Below are 16354 nucleotides of genomic sequence, written 5' to 3' on the forward strand. Positions count from 1 at the left end.
TGCAGAAAGGCTCTCATGTATATGGGAGCCTTTCTAGCATAGTGCTTCTACTGATTTGTGCGTTATCACCTGCTTAAGAAAGAAACCCATAAATTGTTGGTGCGTGGAAGAAGGAACGAATCTCAGGATGGCTGATCAAGCCACCCAGGTAACCTATATAGATAAATATCACTACATTGACAACCAGAATAGCCATCACCGCAATCTGCAAGTAGAGAGGGAGAGTCGGCTTACGGCTATAGAAGACACCACCAAACAGAGCAATCGCACCGGTAAAAAACATCAGGATCAAACCAATACGTGCCATCGATTCATGATCATGCACCAGCGAATCCGATACATGCGACACATTTTCTGCAATATTTTTTGCGCCGTCGCCAGAGAAATACGCCACTGCAGTGAAAAGCGCGACGAAAACCAGAAACCAGAGCGAGACTTTTTGTAGAAAGGCATTTTTAAAAATCATCGCCACCAAAAACAAAATACTCACAAAAATTGAACCAAGAATTGGAAAATGATTCACGAGAAGATGTATATGGGCCATGTTCATACGAGAAAAACTCTTTCTATGGATTGTACACTACATCGAATGGATACAACTATCCATTACACTGTCTGCTTCCATACTAAAAGTAGATGATTAATCGCACATGAAATTCTATGTAGTAAAACAAAAAGTCCTGTCCAAGCCCCTTCGCAATGCGGACCCAATTTGACCGCTTTTGGTGGTAGTCTTTTCTCAAAGAAGAAAAAAGGCATCATGGAACGAGGTTCCACAACATTTTACATAGGCCTGTTTGCAAGGCTCTACAGGAGGTCACTATGCTAACCATCGATATCGATATCGCCCGTCGCTTCATCCTCGGCAAGCAGGGCTTATGGCCGGGGCGGCGCTGGCGAGGCATCGAAGGAACAGAACAGGCCATGCGTGAGATGGAATACGTACAACTTGATCCGCTGCAAATCATTGCTCGCAGCCAGGATATTATGCTGCACAGTCGCGTGCTCGATTACACGCCTGGCATGTGGGAGGATGTAACGTATCAGCAACGCAAATTCTTCGATTGGGGGAACTGGCTGGCCGTTCGAGCGATGGACGAGCTACCATATTGGCGTGTAGTCATGCGCCGCGAACGCGATAACGGCTTGCAGCGCCACGCGATCGAGCATGCTGAGGCTATCATTGAAATGCGCGCCATCTTGCGCGAACGTGGCGTGGTGAGCAACCGCGATTTTGCCATGGCGACGCGCACACGAACGCAAAGTTATCGCGGCCGCAAAGATAGCGCGCTCGCTTTGTATTATTTGTGGTGCACTGGTGAAGTGATGACGCACCACCGCGAGCGTTTTGAGCGCGTCTATGCACTAACCGAAACGGTCGCGCCCCCCCATCTTCTTCGCGAGAGCAGCGAAGACGAGGCTGATCGCTTCTTACTAAAAAAGGATATCAGCTTTGGCGGCCTGTCGCGCATCGTTCGTACAAGTGATTCGTTTCGGCGTGGCGATCCAGCGAGCGCAGCAAAGAAGATGCTTGGGGCAATGTTAGCCGATGGTGACATTATCGAGGTGAAGATTGAAGGCTGGAAAATGGTGCACTACGCGCTTGGGAGCGATGCCGCACTGCTGCACGATTTGAGCGCAGGACGCGTGCCAGAGGCCTGGACGCCATTGGAGACTACCACGACTGACGAGGTCGTCTTCCTTGCACCGCTCGATCATGTCAGCGCGCGCGGGCGAGCCAAAGTAGTATTTGATTTCAACTACATATGGGAGGTCTACAAGCCTGAGCACCAACGGAAGTACGGCTACTACACGCTTCCAATTCTGTGGGGCGACCGGCTCGTCGCGCGCTTCGACAGTAAACTCGACCGTACGACCAACACCTTTGTCATCCTGGGCTTATGGCTAGAGGATGAGGCTCTCGGCAATAATGAGGCCTTTGCGCAAGCATTGGCTCGTGGATTTGCGCGCTTCGTAAGGTTTCTCGGCGCGAATACGCTGGATGCAACAGCCATTCGCGAACCGCTGCTGCGCCAATACACTCATGCCCTTACAAATGCCTGATCCAAGACTGGCAAAATTCATTATTTCCAGGTATAATAAATGCAGACATATGACAGGAAGTCATATGAAAATACAAGTAGATATGTTTCATTAAGAGGGCTAGTATGAAATTTGCAAAAATAGTGTTCTTGATCGCGGGCATCTATGGCATTATCCTTATGGCACCTTTCTTCCTGTTAGAAAGTACCATTAATGCCACACAGCCACCAGCTATTACGCATCCGGAGTATTATTATGGTTTTGTATGTGTAACATGTGTATGGCAAATACTCTTCCTGGTACTGGCACAGGATCCATTGCGGTACCGACCATTCATGTTACTGGCTGTCCTGGAAAAAGTTTCCGGTGTCGCATTCATCCTGCTTGTCATTCTGCATCGTTCCCCACCCAGTATGCTTATCGGTATAGTTGATGTGTTTCTAGGAACACTTTTCTTGATCGCGTATATCAAAACAGCGCCGGCCAGAAACCCTCAGGTAGCGGTAGCTCACAGCTAATAGGGATATTGGCCCCATCAAATCAGCACATAACGCCCATGCCTCCTTGGATTGAGTATCCAGGGAGGCATGGGGTTCTCGCTTCGTTGTTGTTAGCTGGCTACGGTCTTTACCATGCGTACATAGGGACGTTGATAAAGGGTAGTCTGCCGGGTGACAACATAGTGCAGATGCTCATACATATCCAATGCCTGCTGATTCTCTTGTGCGACATGCAAGGCAATTTTAGCATAGTGGTGGTGGCGTGCTTGCTGCTCCGCAGCCTGTAACAGGCGTGTGCCAATTCCCTGGCGGCCCCAATCTTTGAGGACAGCGAGCGCATCAACATACCACTCATCGTCCTCCGACTCATGTACGAGCCAGTTTCCAGCGACGGCATTGAGTCGTTCCTCATCGCGTCCCCCGAAGCTCAAAACCAACCCGACTACCTGGTCGCTCTTTTCGGCGAGCCGGATATTCTGATAGCTAAAACGATTGTTGTCCTGGCGGAAGAAGTGTTCTAAATGTTCTATAAACCCGCTCTCCTGGTCTTCTTCCAGGGGATAGGTGACCTGTGTATGGGTATACGCAGAGAAAAGCAGCAGCGCTGCTATTTCAGCGTCATCTGGCTGTGCTGGTCTGATCTGTATTGAATCTTGCATCGTTCCTCATAGGGGATGGTCGCCATCAAACTGTTTAATGGCCAAACAATCTGTACCTGATCACTATATCACTCTACGTGAGACCCCTGCTAACGCGCTGCTGCCCCCAAAGCGACTGGAGAATGTAACGAACTTTGCAAAACGATTGCCAGCGGGTATGATTACTATGAGCTATGGGTTGAATAACAATTTTTGTAGAAAAGAGCACCATCCCGCTGTTTACAGCGTGAAGAGTATAGAAGATATCATATTACTACAATGTCTCAAATTAACAGCACGCAAAGGAGGGGCCGCATGCCCAAACCTATTATTATACTGATCGACGATGAACCTGAAGTATTACAAGCGGTTGAGCGCGACGTACGGCGGAGATACGGCAAAGAATATCGCGTCATGAAAGCTATTTCAGGCCATGAGGGACTCTCCCTGCTACAACAGATTGGAGTCCGGGGGGAGGTAGTGGCCCTTTTCCTCTCAGATCACCGCATGCCAAAGATGAATGGCATTGAATTTCTGAAAGAGGCTGAAGCCATCTTTCCCGCGGCCAAACGCGTCCTGCTGACCGCGTACGCTGATTCTTCAGCTGCCATTCAGGCAATTAACGATATTAAACTGGACTACTATCTGATGAAACCCTGGGATCCACCTGAGGACTTGCTCTATCCAGTCATTGATGATCTTTTAAGCGACTGGCAGGCCAACAATCGCTCGCCATTTGGAGGGATCAGAGTCGTTGGGCAGCGCTGGTCATCGTATTCACATGCCATCAAGGATTTTCTTGGGCGTAATGGTGTCCCTTATCAGTGGATTGATCTTGAACATGCCGAGGGGCAGCGCCTGGTGCAACTCAGCGGCATTGCCACCCCCAGGTTGCCGCTGGTACTGTTTCCAGATGGCCAGATGCTTGAAAATCCCCTGCCCGTGCAGATTGCAGAAAAAATTGGACGGCGCACACAGGCTGATCGCTCATTCTATGATCTGGTTATTATCGGTGGGGGTCCAGCAGGACTGGCGGCAGCAGTCTATGGAGCCTCTGAAGGTCTCTCTACGGTCTTGATCGAACGGGAGGCACCGGGTGGTCAGGCAGGTACAAGCTCACGTATCGAGAATTATCTGGGATTTCCAACCGGCCTTTCTGGAGCGGATCTCTCAAGGCGTGCGGTATCTCAGGCACTCCGCTTTGGCGTCGAGATGCTTGCGCCCCAGGAGGTGGTCAAGCTACGAATTGAAGATCCTTACCGCGTGATTACCCTGGCGGACGGCACCGAGATCACGTGCCATGCACTGGTTATCGCTACCGGCGTCTCCTATCGCACCCTGAATGTACCTGGCATTGAGCAACTGACAGGGCTGGGCGTCTACTATGGGGCCTCATTAAGTGAAGCACGCTCTTACCAGGACGAGGATATCACGATTGTTGGAGGTGCCAACTCAGCTGGACAAGCGGCGCTCTACTTCTCACGTTATGCTCGCTCAGTCACCATTCTGATACGAGGTTCATCACTCACCAAAAGCATGTCATACTATCTGATCAACGAAATTGAGAGGCAACCAAATATTACCGTTCGTACGCACACACAGGTAAAAGAAGTACAGGGCACAGAAAGGCTGGAACAGCTGGTCATTGAAAATAGTGAAACGGGAGAACGTGAAACCATTCCAATGTCTGCCCTCTTTATCTTCATTGGTGCCATGCCCCATACCGATTGGCTCAATGGCATAATCGAGCGTGATTCACAGGGCTTTATCGTATCTGGATCCGACCTTATCCACGATGGAAAGCGTCCAAAGGGCTGGACACTGGAGCGTAATCCCTATTTACTGGAGACCAATATTCCGGGGATATTTGTCGCAGGGGATGCACGTTCCCGTTCTATTAAGCGTGTAGCCTCAAGTGTTGGAGAGGGAGCTATCGCTGTCCAGTTTGTACATCAATATCTCAGTAATGTGTAGGTCTTTATGTCTCAGATAGGAAGAGGAAACGTATGGATACAGCTCTCATTGAAGAGTTAGGAAACACATTTCTTTTTGAAGAGTGCAACCAGGAGCAGTTGCAATGGGTGAGCGAGCATGCTGAGATCGTCATATTTGAGAAAGGTAAGACGATCCTTCGCGACGACGAACCTGCAAACGCATTCTGGGTATTACTGACAGGACAGCTCCAATTTATACGCAAATATAATGGGCGTGAGGTGATTACGGAAACCTCTAATCAACCAGGCATCTGGGGAGGATGGTTGCCATCTATTGGCGACCTCCTGGTCCAGAGTCCTTATGCCATTCGTACGCAGGAACGTAGCCGCGTCTTACGTTTCTCAAAAGAAAATGTACAGGGTATGCTGCAACTTGGGGTCCCTGTACTGGGTCATCTACTCGCAGGCATTTATGGCGGCACCCATAACTTCGAATCCATGATTCGACAACAGGACAAAATGGCGGCCCTCGGCAAAATTTCGGCTGGCCTGGCACACGAACTAAATAATCCGGCCGCCGCCATTCGCCGGAGCGCTGAACAGCTACGCGAGATTCTTAGCGAGCAAGACGAGCGCACATTGAAGCTTGGTAGCGTGCTCGATGAAGCCAGTCAAAGCTTTCTGCTCACATTTGGTCATGCTACCTTGCAACGTGCAGGGAAGCAGCCTCTCCTTGATCCAATGATCAGGAGCGATCGGGAAGACGAATTACAAAACTGGTTCGATGAACACGATATCAGCGAGGGCTGGAATCTTGCGCCTCCCTTTGTCAATGCCGCCATTACCTTACAGGACATGGAAGACCTGAGTGAACACCTGCCTTCAGAGGCTCTCCCCCTGGCCCTTGACTGGCTCTGTGCCAGACTCTCGACGGCAGAAATTACCAACACAATCGATGGTGGCTCAACCCGTATCTCAGCCCTGGTACAAGCGATCAAAGACTACTCCTATATGGATCAAATGCCGGTGCAAGATGTTGACATCCATGAAGGGCTAGAGAATACAATACGCATTCTCAGCTATAAACTCAAAAAGGAGAGTATCAGTCTCGATCGAAACTACGATCAAACGCTCCCCAAAATTACAGCCTATGGAAGCCAGCTGAATCAGGTCTGGACCAATCTGATTGATAACGCCATCGATGCCCTCGCTCCACTACCCGAATACGCCAGACGTATCCTGATTCATACTGCTAGAGACCACGATCAGGTCCTGGTAGAAATCCAGGATAATGGCCCTGGCATTCCAGTTGAGATTCAAAAACAAATTTTCGAACCCTTCTTCACCACCAAAAAAGTGGGCAAAGGCACTGGCCTGGGCCTCGATATCAGTTATCGCATCGTCGTTCAACAACACCAGGGAGACCTGCGCGTCGAATCTCGACCCGGAGAGACCCGCTTCCAGGTACGCCTACCAATCACCAGGTAGCCATACCCAGTATTTACTGCCTGTTAATAAGAGTGTTATATTCTCATGACCTTCATACTCTCAACATATGGCATATCGCCTACTGATGCTCTCAATGTATTATAACAGATAAAAAATATTCCAGGCATTGCCTGGAATATTTTTTATCTGTTATAATACACGAATGGGGGGCGCCTGCGCTCCCCAGGCTGGCAGAAAACATACTACTCCATTGAGATGGGAGTCATCCACTCTCTAACCAACAAGAGAACGAGAATTCAAGTGTGCTTTCAAAATCGTATGTGCATGCTGAAGAGTCTTAAACTTTGCTTCATCACCACCCGTATCTGGATGATAACGCTTCACCAGCAAACGATATTGCCGCTTCAAATCCTCTTGTGTTGCCGTATGATCAAGGCCAAAGAAGCGCAATGCCGTATCCACGCCGATCGAGGAAACACGTTGCGAGCCTTGAAAGCTATAGTACTGCTCTTCAGCATACAGCCTGGCCTCTCGCAACAATGTATCAAGTGGAGCAGAAAACTCTAGCCAGCCGGCAAAATGCTGCAATAAGCGTTTGTGCAGACACCAATAATTACCTTTGACGCTATATCGCTCATCCGTAGGATAAAATGGAGCATACTCGGGAAGAAGTCGATAGGCATTGATAGCTTTACGCAGATTCGCAAATGCATCCTTTACAGATTGGCGAACTTCTCGATTGCGAGAATTAATACCATGATCCTCAATATGGATCATATAATAATCATTGCCCACATCATAAATATGTTTCACACGCAATACATACATCAGCGATCCTCAATCATGCTTCTTGCCCGCATTCAACAACTGCCATATATACCACCATTATATCACTCCCAACGGCCAGATCGAGATTTCGCCAGGAAGGTCTGAACGCTTAGCAATCAGTTCGTAATATGGAAATCTATTATAAATCGAACTATTTTGCTTGATAGTGCATTGTGATGAATTTGTAACGAACAAGCACTTTTTTTGTGACCTCTTTGAGACACGGCAAGGTTAAGATCCATCTATGCGATCATATATTGATATACGCTTCTTGTCATCGCCCGCAGTCCATCAGGGATGAGATGCGATGAGGCAAAGAGGAGGTGGGCATGGCCTATCGTTTTCATGTTAATCAACAAACATGTATTAACTGTGGTATTTGTATGGATCTGTGTCCGGTACGCTGCCTGGATATGACACGACCTTCAGGCGCTGGCGAACCGGGGCAGGTGAACGACATGTTGAGTCCAATTCCGGGGGCGTCGGCCACACGAGCCTGGATGATGATGGCACCAGTGCAGGTGGCGGCATGTGTGGGTTGCCAGGTCTGTGTTCAAGAATGTCCAACCAATGCCATTGAGATCGAGAGCAGCATCAAGGAGGTGCCCTACGCCCAGCGAGGTCCACTTACCTATCTGCCACCTGAACAGGGATGGCAACCACTGGACGCTTATACACGTGCGACGCCTGAGGAGCCTGGCGATACCCCATGGGGAGAAGGGCATGCCTGGCATGTAGCTGAACGGCAGGCTACCTGGCAAAGCTGGCGTAGCTGGTTGGGTGAACGCAAAGAAGATTTGCGTGCCCCCTGTCAGTCTGCCTGTCCTGTTGGTACCAATGCTGGCCTCTATGTCAGCTTGATTGCCGAAGGACGCTATGAGGAAGCACTACATGTAGCCTCAGAGCCTAATCCGTTTCCAGCTATCTGCGGTCGCGTGTGTACGGCTCCCTGCGAAGATGCCTGTCGTCGCGGTGAGTTCGATCTACCCATCGCTATTCGCGATCTGAAACGCTTTGCCAGCGACCATACTGCTGCCAACCAGAAACGGGTCATTCCACCGCCGGCACAGCACTATGAGGAGCGGGTAGCTATCGTCGGCGCAGGTCCGACCGGACTAAGCGCCGCCTATTATCTGGCCCGCCGTGGCTATGCAGTCACGATCTTTGACGCGATGCCTGTCGCCGGCGGCATGATGGCCATCGGTATCCCCGAGTATCGCTTACCACGTGCCGAATTAAATCGCGATATCGATGCCATGCGCGAACTGGGAGTGCAAATGCACTTCAATATGGCGATCGGACGTGATATCTCCCTCTTACAGTTACAGCAAGAATTTGACTCCGTCTTGCTAGCTGTTGGAGCCCAGCGCAGCCAACGCTTAAATATTCCAGGTGAACAGGGACTGGAAGGGGTCATTCCTGCCACGACCTTCCTGAAAGCGTATAACCTGAATGAGGATACCAGGCTCAGGGGAACGGTCGCGGTTGTCGGTGGTGGTAGTACGGCATTAGATGCCGCCCGCTCGGCTTTACGGGCTGGCGCCGAACATGTTACCATCCTCTACCGTCGTACCCGCCTTGAGATGCCGGCACAAATTGAAGAGGTACGTGCCGCCCATGAGGAAGGTATTGAACTCCAGGAACTGGTTGCACCAGCTCAATTGCTAGGTACAACCGGTAAACTCACTGGCGTGCGTTGTCAGCGCATGCGCCTCACGGAACCCGATGCACAGGGACGGCGCCAACCTGAACCTGTACTGGGAACCGAGTTCGATCTGGCAGTTGATACCGTGCTGGTAGCCATTGGTGAGGCACCTGATCCCTCATTCCTACCTGATGGTACTAGCGTGGGCGTGACCACCTGGGGTGGATTGCTCATCAATCCTACGACACTAGCGACTGGAGCACCAGGGGTGTTCGCGGCAGGGGATGTCACCTCAGGTCCAACCGATATTATTCATGCCGCTGCCCATGGACGTAAAGCGGCCCGCTCTATTCATGCCTATCTGCGTAAACTCTCGCCCATGGCTATTGACGAATTGCCCGCAGACGAGTTCCAGACAGCATCAACGCTCCCAGCAAACGGCCAGATCAGATTGGACCTGCGTCTCAGTCACAGAGCAGTAATGCCGCTGCGCAATAAGCAGGCAGTCCATGATCGAAAACTTGAGTTTGCGAAAGGCTTGACTGAGGACCAGGCCAGACAAGAGGCCGGGCGCTGCCTGCGCTGCGACCTCGCCTATCTGTGTCCCAGCATCCATGTCATTAACGATCCCGTTGAGGGAGAGAAAACGACCAGCACACTGGCCAAATCGTAGCGTGAGGGCTGTTTGAGTACTTACTCAGACAGCCGTTAGAAAAGGGATATCTTCTATCGATATCTTTTTCAAGGAGGAGAAGTTTCGATGACTCCCGATCAATTAACTACCGCCATCGTCAACGGCGTCAACGCAGGGGGTGAGCAGTTCCTGGAAGGAACACTGGCCGCTACCTTGCCAATTATCTGGCTCGCTATCCTTGGTCTCCACCTGGGACGACCATATATTCTGGATATGATTGACCGCTTTACTCTGCGCCTGGGGGCTGATTTACTCTGGCTCATTTACATTGCGCTACGCGATATCCTGATCATTTCCGGCGTCATTATGAGCTTTATGTTCCTCTTCCCAGATGTCGTTACAACCGATCAGCTTCCCCTCACGGGCGGCCTGGCGGCGGTCTGTCTCTTCGCGGTCTTACTTATCAAACTCATGGGAGATCCCGATCACAATCTACGTGATTTCCGACTGACCACGTATCTGCTCGGTCTGGGAGCACTCTTCTACTTCGTGCCTTATGTGATCGGTGTACAGGCCAATGCCGTTACCAGCGGCACAATAGGCGACATCAGCAAATTCCTGGTGACCAGTAGCAACACGTCCTGGGCAATCGGGATAGGCTATGTCACCATTGTTCTGCTTGCCATCATGGGAGCGATCGCAGCCGGTTATACCTTAAGAACTGGTGGCCTGGCCGAAGCCGCGACTGAAACACCGGACGCATCAGCAAAGAAGTAAAAGGAGGACTACCATGAAACCTGATGATGTTACCAACGCGATTTCTAATGCTCTGGTACAGGGCGGAGCCCAGTGGCTGGTGGCGACCATCGTCGCCTTCCTGCCAGTACTCTGGACAATGACGCTGATGCTGCACCTGGGACGGCCCTATGTGCTGCGCACGCTACGCCGCTGTGGACTCCGGCTGGGCGCCGATATCTGGTGGATGTCCTATCTGCTGATGCGTGACGCCGTTCTGTTACTTACCTTCGCGCTCAGCTGGGTCTTCTTTGCTCCCAACCTGGTCGTGAATAACGCGCTTCCTATCACCGGACCGCTAGCAGCGCTCTGTCTGCTCCTGGCACTGGCAGTCAAACTCTCACGGCGCGTCGACGACGATGTGGCCGCTTATCGCTGGGCAACAGCCTTCCTGGTTCTAGGCGCTACCCTGTACTATAGCGTGCAGGTCTTCGCCGTCGAAGCAGCCAGTCAGAGTTATCTGGCCGGATTCGGACAGATCTTTACCAGCAATAGCAATGCAGCGGTCGCGCTAGTTATTATGTGGATTTCCCTGGCAAGTGTCGCCGTGATTGCCGGCTGGCTCTTTGTACGCGCTCTGCAATCAGCCAATCGCAGCATGGCTCGTCGCCTTGCTCCGACCAGCAGTAAACCACAGGCTACCATAGTACCGACACCAGTCGCACCATAACGCCTCCGAGTCGTGATCAGTTGTCAACGCCGACAAGTGATCACGACTCTTTCGATACTCCTCCTTCTATCAAATATACCTGTCCTTCCGTTTTTCCTCCAAGCATAAAGAAGAAAACAATATGCGTTTCTTTTGCATAACTATTTCGGAGGGACCGTATGCCAGAGATCGACTATTTGCTTTCCCCAGTGGGCTTTCTACGTTCAGCGCTCACAAAGCGTGAAAATGCCCCCAGACAGGGCAACGAAGGCGCGCCTGATGCCTGGCTTGAGGTACATTCAACCGTTTCCGGTGGACTTGATGGTATTGCCGTGGGGCAGGACATAATCGTGATCACCTGGTTTCACCAGGCACAACGTGATATCCTGAAAGTATATCCTCGTAACGACCAGACACTGCCCTGGCAGGTGTTTTTGCGACACGATCTCCTGATCGTCCCAATCCCCTTGGCTTACATCGGGTAACAGTTCTAGAAATTGACGGTACGAAACTAAAGGTAGGACCAATCGAAGCTATAGATGGTACACCAGTAGTAGATATCAAGCCAGTGCTTCCATCTTCAAAAGATGCGTAATATAATAACAGCAAGGGAGAATGCTTCATGTGTAGAAATATCAAGACAATCTATAATTTAGAGCCACCGGTAACCGACGATGAAATGCGCGCGGCCGCCTTGCAGTTTGTGCGTAAGGTGAGTGGCTTCAACACACCATCAAAAGCCAACGAAGCCGCGTTCTTTGCCGCTGTGGATGCGATAACAGAAATTGAGACTACACTATTAAACTCACTTACAACCAATGCACCACCAAAGAACCGCATCGAAGAAGAGGCGCGAGCAAAAGCGCGTAGTGCTCAACGCTTCGCCAGGTAAAGACAGCCTGTATCAACGCTGATAGCATCAATTACTGTGCTGACCAATGCTCAGGCACACGCGTCCATTCCTGCTCACCTGGCCAGGATGGCATTGTGGTGATCACAAAACACAGAGGGACCAGGCCGGTGTTGCGCACCTGAAAATGCGTCTTCACCGGAAGAGTAAAACAGGTGGTGGGAACAATATGTTCTTCGTGTTCCTCATGTTGGTTATATAACCACACATCACCCTCCCCCTGCAAAGCATACCAGATCTCCTCGACTGTGTGATGCATGCCAGCACGCGATACCTGTCCAGGAGGAAGCGTGCAGTGCACCATACTGCCTCCATTCATCCTGGCCAACAAACGAATCTCTGTCCTATCTGGCGCATAAACATCCAGATTCCCAGGTACCTGTTTGACTTGTATGGGACTGCTATTTTCCATAGAAACTCCTCCTCATGAATAGAATACCATCTATTGTATTTCTCTTATGATACAAATCCTCGTTTAGTGAGGCCACATGGTATACTAAACGCTCAAATGCAGATGATCGGAGAAATAAAGTCATGGAAACGGATATTGTCCGGCAACGACTGATCAGTCAACGCATAGACACAAACAAATTTGGGACACCTGAAGAAGTAGTAAGATGGATGGGCGCAATGCAAGCACAGGATTATCAGGCGGCATTGTGGGCAATTGGTCTGCGTACGCAATCGGCAACGCTGGCAGATATCGAGCAAGCTATCACCGATAGAAAGATCCTGCGTACCTGGCCGATGCGGGGAACGCTTCACTTTGTGCCGGCAGAAGATGCCAGATGGATGCTTTCCCTGTCAGCCACACGTATGCTGGCCTCGGATAAACGCCGGCAGCAACAGCTCGAACTTGATGCAACCATCATCGAAAGCACAAAGCAATTATTTTATAATGCATTACAAGGCGGCAAACGCCTTACCCGTCCAGCCGCGATGCAACTGCTTGAAGAGGCAGGCATCAGTACCAAAGGACAACGTGGCTATCATCTCTTATGGCATCTCTCGCAAGCAGGATTGATCTGCCTGGGTCCAATGCAAGATAAACAACAGACGTTTGTGCTACTCGATGAATGGGTACCCAATGCGCGGAATTTATCCCGTGAAGAGGCGTTACAAGAGCTTACGACCCGCTATGTCAGCAGCCATGGACCAGCCACTGTTCAGGATTTTGCCTGGTGGACAGGCTTAACCCTTACCGAAGCCAGGACAGGATTTGAAGCAGCCCGATCAACACTGCTGACAGAAAAGATAGCTGGTCAGACATACTGGATGGGCAATGATACATCCACACGCATAGCATATACAGGTACGAACGTGCATTTACTACCAGGCTTTGATGAATATTTACTTGGGTATAAAGACCGTAATATTGTCCTTGCCCGCGAACATGCGCCCATGATTGTCCCGGGTAACAATGGAGTCTTCATGCCCATAATCGTCGTTGCTGGACAGGTCATCGGTACCTGGAAACGTACAGTGCGAAAAAACGCGCTCGAAATACTCTTTCATCCTTTTGTTCATTTTGATGATGCAGAAGAAAAAGCTATCCAGGCAGCCAACGCATATAGCAATTTTCTAGGCCTACCATTGTCCTCCACAGCCAGAAAACAGCAAAAACTAGAGGTATAATCAACCAGATTGTTCTTCTACCGGTTCTACTTCGGCAGAAGAACAATCTCCGCACTCTAGATTTACACAACAATTTCCCCAAGCTCAGAATGTCAACGCTCCGTTCATGAAATTCAATGAATATATGTTTTCGTTTCACCATCAATTTCAATAGTTATGGTACCAACTTCTTCATTTAGCCAGACCATTCTTCCTCAAATGAACGAGGCATGCTGCATTCACAAGAGGAAAATCATAGCAACGTATATAAATACAAAGCGGTATTTAATACAGAAAGCAACAAATATCAATAAAAAAGGCCGCATGAAAAATGGGTAATCTGCTTTAGTGGAATAAAGTGAATAATATATTTCAGTAAAGTCATCAAAAATTGATATATTGTACAAATACATTGACATTGATATGTATTAATGTTACAACCTATTTATTGAAAATACTATTAATTTCAATGAATACACTGTCTTTACCTCTGAGATGAGATCACGCAGGAGTATTCGTCTATCAACCGCTGCTTTTTTATTATTTGGGTTCAGATTCTCGCATCAAAAACCGTTGTAACGATCCATGAAGATCGTACACATGCTGGTATGTCTCCAGCAGGAGGAACTATGACCAGAAAACAGCGTGCATTATGCTTTGGATCTCTGCTAGTTCTAGGGATCCTTTGTTTTAGCATTCTCAGCTTGAGTAATGCCCCCAGGGCAGTCAGAGCAAGTGGTAGCTTGCCAACTGGCTTACATGTGGTTGGTGGACAGATTCAGGATGGCGGTGGCAACGTGATTGTGCCACATGGACTTGACCGTTCAGGTTCACAATATCAGTGTGTAAAAGGTGGCGGCAGTACCTTTGATGGTCCAAGTGATCAAACATCAGTAGGTATAATGACCAGCTGGAATACGAATATTGTGCGTGTCCCTCTTAATGAGGATTGCTGGCTGGGCATTAACGGCGAGCCCGCCGATGGTGATTCAAGCGCAAAATATCAGCAAGATATCATCAATTATGTCAATCTGTTAAATCAGAATAATCAGATTGTTATTTTGGAGCTCCACTGGAATGCTCCCGGTGGTCAGCAGGCACTGGGTCAGCAACCAATGCCAGATGCAGATCATGCTCCAGCCTTCTGGCAGTCGGTCTCCAACACCTTCAAGAATAATTCGTCTGTCATGTTTGACCTCTATAACGAACCATATACCAATAGCTGGTCCTGCTGGCTCAATGGAAGTTCGGGCGCCAATAGCAGTCCTTGTAATGATACTGGTTTTGCGGTTGCCGGTATGAAAACATTGATCAGTACCGTCCGTAATACTGGCGCAACCAATGTCATTCTGCTGGGTGGATTACAATACGCCAATGATGTCTCCGGCTGGCTTAATCAGGTTCAGCAATTACCACAAAACCTGCAAAGCAATCTGGTTGCCTCGTTCCATATCTATCCAAATAATGCCTGTATCAGCACAAGTTGTCTGGATGGCAATGTCGCCCCGATTCAAGCGAAATTTCCGGTGCTTGCCGGCGAAATTGGCGAATATGACTGCCAGCACGGTTTTATTGATACCATCATGTCCTGGTTTGATAGCCATAAAATCGGCTACCTCGGCTGGGCCTGGAATACGCAAAGCTGTACCAGCACACCCGCGCTGATCAGCGATTTTAACGGTACACCGACCGCATATGGACAGGGCTTTAAGTCTCACCTGGCGACCTTGAACAATGGCGGTGGCGGCGGCAACGGCGGCGGATCGACCGTTACAGATCCGCTGAATGATTATTCAAAAATCTTTGCTCATTCCAGCAACCTGACGTTTGACAATACGAATACCGCGAACTTTAACAACGATGCTTCACGTCTGACACGTACAGCCACCTCGGCTGAATCGGTGGTATGGAAACAGGCTGGCATGACTCAGTTCCAGGCTGACACATATTACTGGCCCACCCAGACTGTGAGCGATTTCCAGTTCTATACCTCGCCCGATAACAGCAGTTATACAGCGGCCAGTCCACAAAAAAATAACCTGGGAGGAAACTGGACCCATATTCAATATACGCTGACGGTACCAGCAGGCACCAATTACGTCAAGGTGGTCTTCCCGACTGACGCTACCAATGCCTGGGATCCTCAGATCTCTCAGGTTACTCTGACGTATGCGGCTGGCACAGCGACACCAACACCTACACCCACGACCACACCGCCCACACCTACACCTACGACCACACCGCCCACACCTACACCAACACCAACCGGTACACCTGTGAGTGGTGGCACGTGTAAAGTGGTCTATAGCATCACGAATCAGTGGTCTGGTGGCTTTAACGGTGATATTGTAATCACGAATACCGGCTCGACCGCGATCAATGGTTGGACCCTGAAATGGAATTTCGCCAATGGCCAGCAGGTTACCAATGGCTGGAATGGGACATTCACCCAGCAGGGCGCAACGGTAACCGTAACGAATGCCAGTTATAATGGCACGATTGCAGCCGGTGGCAATACGGATATTGGCTTTAGTGCCAATGTTGGTAGCACAAACACAAATCCAACCTCGTTCACCCTGAATGGAGCCCAGTGTCAGTAATTCACAACTGTCTGGTATTGAGTCTCTATAGGATCTATAGGTATCTCTAAGAGAAGAGAGAAACGATCCGGCATATATCTGATTTGATATATGCCGGATCGTTTCTCTCTTCTCT

At 49.7% G+C, this 16354-nt stretch carries 16 protein-coding genes; 12 read left to right on the top strand and 4 right to left on the bottom strand.

Translation table 11 applies throughout. The features are described 5' to 3' along the window. Positions 1 to 73 precede the first annotated feature (73 nt). Positions 74 to 550, bottom strand: coding sequence for a DUF2231 domain-containing protein (locus tag EL633_RS26250; RefSeq protein WP_126630235.1), 477 nt, complete (start codon positions 548 to 550; stop codon positions 74 to 76). A 272-nt stretch (positions 551 to 822) separates the two neighbouring features. On the opposite strand from EL633_RS26250, the gene EL633_RS26255 reads away from it, so the two are divergent. Both EL633_RS26255 and EL633_RS26260 read left to right on the top strand, forming a co-directional pair. Next, positions 823 to 2064, top strand: coding sequence for a winged helix-turn-helix domain-containing protein (locus EL633_RS26255; protein ID WP_126630236.1), 1242 nt, complete (start codon positions 823 to 825; stop codon positions 2062 to 2064). Between the two features lie 104 nt (positions 2065 to 2168). Then, a complete protein-coding gene (locus EL633_RS26260) occupies positions 2169 to 2561 on the top strand; it encodes a hypothetical protein (RefSeq protein ID WP_126630237.1) in 393 nt (130 codons plus the stop codon). A 92-nt stretch (positions 2562 to 2653) separates the two neighbouring features. On the opposite strand, the gene EL633_RS26265 is transcribed toward EL633_RS26260, so the two are convergent. Beyond that, on the bottom strand, positions 2654 to 3202 hold the full coding sequence (locus EL633_RS26265; protein ID WP_126630238.1) for a GNAT family N-acetyltransferase: 549 nt from the start codon (positions 3200 to 3202) through the stop codon (positions 2654 to 2656). Between the two features lie 294 nt (positions 3203 to 3496). Between EL633_RS26265 and EL633_RS26270 the strand changes: the two genes are divergently transcribed. Continuing rightward, positions 3497 to 5155, top strand: coding sequence for an NAD(P)/FAD-dependent oxidoreductase (locus tag EL633_RS26270; RefSeq protein WP_126630239.1), 1659 nt, complete (start codon positions 3497 to 3499; stop codon positions 5153 to 5155). Between the two features lie 32 nt (positions 5156 to 5187). Beyond that, positions 5188 to 6603 carry an ATP-binding protein gene (locus EL633_RS26275; RefSeq protein ID WP_126630240.1) on the top strand — a complete coding sequence of 472 codons (1416 nt, stop codon included), beginning with the start codon at positions 5188 to 5190 and terminating at the stop codon, positions 6601 to 6603. Between the two features lie 234 nt (positions 6604 to 6837). Here EL633_RS26275 and EL633_RS26280 read toward each other — a convergent pair whose 3' ends face one another. Then, entirely contained in the window at positions 6838 to 7392 is a 555-nt protein-coding gene (locus EL633_RS26280; RefSeq protein ID WP_126630241.1) for a J domain-containing protein, read from the bottom strand. A gap of 329 nt (positions 7393 to 7721) precedes the next feature. Between EL633_RS26280 and EL633_RS26285 the strand changes: the two genes are divergently transcribed. From EL633_RS26285 to EL633_RS26305, 6 genes are all read left to right on the top strand, one after another. Beyond that, positions 7722 to 9710: an FAD-dependent oxidoreductase gene (locus EL633_RS26285; RefSeq protein ID WP_126630242.1), complete on the top strand. Its 1989-nt coding sequence runs from the start codon at positions 7722 to 7724 to the stop codon at positions 9708 to 9710. Positions 9711 to 9797: 87 nt separating this feature from the next. Beyond that, entirely contained in the window at positions 9798 to 10448 is a 651-nt protein-coding gene (locus EL633_RS26290) for a hypothetical protein (protein WP_126630243.1), read from the top strand. A gap of 13 nt (positions 10449 to 10461) precedes the next feature. Then, a complete protein-coding gene (locus tag EL633_RS26295; RefSeq protein WP_126630244.1) occupies positions 10462 to 11136 on the top strand; it encodes a hypothetical protein in 675 nt (224 codons plus the stop codon). 158 nt (positions 11137 to 11294) lie between these two features. Further along, on the top strand, positions 11295 to 11600 hold the full coding sequence (locus tag EL633_RS26300) for a TrmO family methyltransferase domain-containing protein (protein WP_218027588.1): 306 nt from the start codon (positions 11295 to 11297) through the stop codon (positions 11598 to 11600). Continuing rightward, positions 11537 to 11710, top strand: a complete 174-nt coding sequence (locus tag EL633_RS38310) for a TrmO family methyltransferase domain-containing protein (protein ID WP_218027654.1) — start codon at positions 11537 to 11539, stop codon at positions 11708 to 11710. Before EL633_RS26300 ends, EL633_RS38310 begins: the two co-directional genes overlap by 64 nt. A 27-nt stretch (positions 11711 to 11737) precedes the next feature. Continuing rightward, positions 11738 to 12007 carry a DUF2277 domain-containing protein gene (locus tag EL633_RS26305; protein ID WP_126630245.1) on the top strand — a complete coding sequence of 90 codons (270 nt, stop codon included), beginning with the start codon at positions 11738 to 11740 and terminating at the stop codon, positions 12005 to 12007. A gap of 31 nt (positions 12008 to 12038) precedes the next feature. On the opposite strand, the gene EL633_RS26310 is transcribed toward EL633_RS26305, so the two are convergent. Next, positions 12039 to 12437, bottom strand: coding sequence for a cupin domain-containing protein (locus EL633_RS26310; RefSeq protein ID WP_126630246.1), 399 nt, complete (start codon positions 12435 to 12437; stop codon positions 12039 to 12041). A 122-nt stretch (positions 12438 to 12559) separates the two neighbouring features. Between EL633_RS26310 and EL633_RS26315 the strand changes: the two genes are divergently transcribed. Both EL633_RS26315 and EL633_RS37700 read left to right on the top strand, forming a co-directional pair. Continuing rightward, positions 12560 to 13660 (top strand): winged helix DNA-binding domain-containing protein, encoded by a 1101-nt coding sequence (locus tag EL633_RS26315; RefSeq protein WP_126630247.1) that lies wholly within the window; start codon positions 12560 to 12562, stop codon positions 13658 to 13660. 608 nt (positions 13661 to 14268) lie between these two features. After that, entirely contained in the window at positions 14269 to 16239 is a 1971-nt protein-coding gene (locus tag EL633_RS37700) for a cellulose binding domain-containing protein (RefSeq protein ID WP_246039262.1), read from the top strand. Positions 16240 to 16354 lie beyond the last annotated feature (115 nt).

It is taken from the genome of Dictyobacter alpinus, from assembly GCF_003967575.1.
Classification (GTDB): Bacteria; Chloroflexota; Ktedonobacteria; order Ktedonobacterales; family Ktedonobacteraceae; genus Dictyobacter; species Dictyobacter alpinus.

What these genes read in the sequence shown, in the direction of transcription:
- EL633_RS26260 (WP_126630237.1), top strand. Translation starts at nt 2,169, where the DNA reads ATGAAATTTGCAAAAATAGTGTTCTTGATCGCGGGCATCTATGGCATT.
- EL633_RS26280 (WP_126630241.1), bottom strand. Translation starts at nt 7,392, where the DNA reads ATGTATGTATTGCGTGTGAAACATATTTATGATGTGGGCAATGATTAT.
- EL633_RS26255 (WP_126630236.1), top strand. Translation starts at nt 823, where the DNA reads ATGCTAACCATCGATATCGATATCGCCCGTCGCTTCATCCTCGGCAAG.
- EL633_RS26310 (WP_126630246.1), bottom strand. Translation starts at nt 12,437, where the DNA reads ATGGAAAATAGCAGTCCCATACAAGTCAAACAGGTACCTGGGAATCTG.
- EL633_RS26315 (WP_126630247.1), top strand. Translation starts at nt 12,560, where the DNA reads ATGGAAACGGATATTGTCCGGCAACGACTGATCAGTCAACGCATAGAC.
- EL633_RS26265 (WP_126630238.1), bottom strand. Translation starts at nt 3,202, where the DNA reads ATGCAAGATTCAATACAGATCAGACCAGCACAGCCAGATGACGCTGAA.
- EL633_RS26290 (WP_126630243.1), top strand. Translation starts at nt 9,798, where the DNA reads ATGACTCCCGATCAATTAACTACCGCCATCGTCAACGGCGTCAACGCA.
- EL633_RS26250 (WP_126630235.1), bottom strand. Translation starts at nt 550, where the DNA reads ATGAACATGGCCCATATACATCTTCTCGTGAATCATTTTCCAATTCTT.
- EL633_RS37700 (WP_246039262.1), top strand. Translation starts at nt 14,269, where the DNA reads ATGACCAGAAAACAGCGTGCATTATGCTTTGGATCTCTGCTAGTTCTA.
- EL633_RS26285 (WP_126630242.1), top strand. Translation starts at nt 7,722, where the DNA reads ATGGCCTATCGTTTTCATGTTAATCAACAAACATGTATTAACTGTGGT.
- EL633_RS26305 (WP_126630245.1), top strand. Translation starts at nt 11,738, where the DNA reads ATGTGTAGAAATATCAAGACAATCTATAATTTAGAGCCACCGGTAACC.
- EL633_RS26275 (WP_126630240.1), top strand. Translation starts at nt 5,188, where the DNA reads ATGGATACAGCTCTCATTGAAGAGTTAGGAAACACATTTCTTTTTGAA.
- EL633_RS26270 (WP_126630239.1), top strand. Translation starts at nt 3,497, where the DNA reads ATGCCCAAACCTATTATTATACTGATCGACGATGAACCTGAAGTATTA.
- EL633_RS26300 (WP_218027588.1), top strand. Translation starts at nt 11,295, where the DNA reads ATGCCAGAGATCGACTATTTGCTTTCCCCAGTGGGCTTTCTACGTTCA.
- EL633_RS26295 (WP_126630244.1), top strand. Translation starts at nt 10,462, where the DNA reads ATGAAACCTGATGATGTTACCAACGCGATTTCTAATGCTCTGGTACAG.